Consider the following 1,526-nt stretch of genomic DNA (forward strand, 5'->3'; position numbering starts at 1 on the left):
GTCAGGGGACGGGGGTCCAGCCGTCGGCGGTACGGCGCAGCGCCGTCCACTGGGTGAGGTGGCGGTCAACGGTACGCGACAGCAGACGGGCGTGGTGGGCGATGGTGCTGGTCGTGACGGGCAGCCCCGTGGTGTCCCACAGGACGGCGAAGGTGTAGAGGACGGTGATAGCTCCCGCGCTGAGCTCGGGGTTGGCGACGATCAGGTCCAGGGCCCGCGGGCCGAAGGCGCGGTGAGTGCCGGGGCGAAAGGGGGCGACGGGGCGGACGGCATCGGTGATGAGGTCCACGACGAAGCCGGCACGGCTGTCGACGTCGAACACCTCGAACTCGTCGATCTCACGGGGGTCTTGCCCGCGCATCACGTCGGCGGCCTCGCGGGCGGCGTCGAGAGGGTCGTGCGCGTGAATGGCTCCGGTGGTCCACGACACCTCGTAGTGGCGCTGCGGGCCCTTGTCCTCGGTGTTCGGGGTCATGGCAGCGGAGGCTGTGGTGGGACGGGCAAACATGGTCCTCCTTGGAGGGTCAGGTGATGGCGGGGTTGCCAGCCGGGACGGCTCTCGGACAGGCGGGGAGGTGTGGGGCGGCGGGGGTGGGCGCCGTCCGGCATCTGCGACCCGGAATCCCGGCGGCGGGTAGGGGAGATGCCGGGTGAATCCCGGCCGGCCACGTCACGCCCTGGGGCATGGCGGGAGGTTGGGGCCGGGGTGCCACTCACGCGTGCCCGTGCCGCGCCTGGTTCGTACAGCCGAGCGAGGCGCCGATTGGGACCGTAGAGCGTCGGGGCGGCGAGTCAACCCCCAGCTGCCCAGATCACGCGGTTGGCAGTCGATGGGGTGGCCGTTCCGGGCAGGGTCCGTTCGCCCGCCCGCATCAGTGCCGCTGTCGGTGCCCTGGAGCGCACCTTGCCTCGGCCTGGGGCTGGGCTGGGACTGCCGGCGGCGCCCGGAGGAAGCACGACGTCTCGCTCGGGCCAGAAGACGGGAGCGAGACAGTCGTGACGCACTGGTGCAGTTCTTCAGCTGCTCAGCTCCGGTCAAGGGTGCCGGTGGGGTGAGCGCCCTCGGTCAGGTTCCAGCCGTGGGGCTGGTACTTCACCAGCAGGGCGTCCAGCCAGACGGGGCGGGGCTCTGGGTTGAACGAGTCGCGCGGCAGGACATCGACGTCGACGCGCTCTCCTCGGACGCCTGTGCGGGCGGTCCCCGGCGTTCCCGAACCGGTGAGCGAGGCAATCACACGACAGGGGTGCGGAGTTGGACGACAACGTCACGGAGACGTAAGACTGCGGCACCAGGGGCCTCCTGTTGCTCGGCTGGATTCGACACCCACGAGCTGTGCGGGAGGCCCCACTTTCATGCCCTGCCGACCAGAAGATCACCCGACCGAGTCGGCAGACTCGAACTCACGATCACCAAGATCGATAGAGCAACAGCTAAGGCCTGTCTGATAATTGATCTTGTGGCAGGTCGAGGCGAGTTGACGGACGTGGTGTGGGAGCGGATAGAGCCCCTGCTGCCGCAGGTGGAC

At 69.5% G+C, this 1,526-nt stretch carries 2 protein-coding genes; both read right to left on the minus strand.

Annotated features, from left to right (window positions below; all coding sequences use genetic code 11):
* Position 1 precedes the first annotated feature (1 nt).
* Positions 2-475, minus strand: coding sequence for a hypothetical protein (locus ACIQOV_RS40950; protein ID WP_331768414.1), 474 nt, complete (start codon positions 473-475; stop codon positions 2-4).
* A gap of 550 nt (positions 476-1,025) precedes the next feature.
* Entirely contained in the window at positions 1,026-1,235 is a 210-nt protein-coding gene (locus tag ACIQOV_RS40955; RefSeq protein ID WP_401056161.1) for a hypothetical protein, read from the minus strand.
* Positions 1,236-1,526 lie beyond the last annotated feature (291 nt).

Origin of the sequence: Kitasatospora sp. NPDC091257 (genome assembly GCF_044757675.1) — a bacterium.
Lineage (GTDB): Bacteria > Actinomycetota > Actinomycetes > Streptomycetales > Streptomycetaceae > Kitasatospora > Kitasatospora lactacystinica.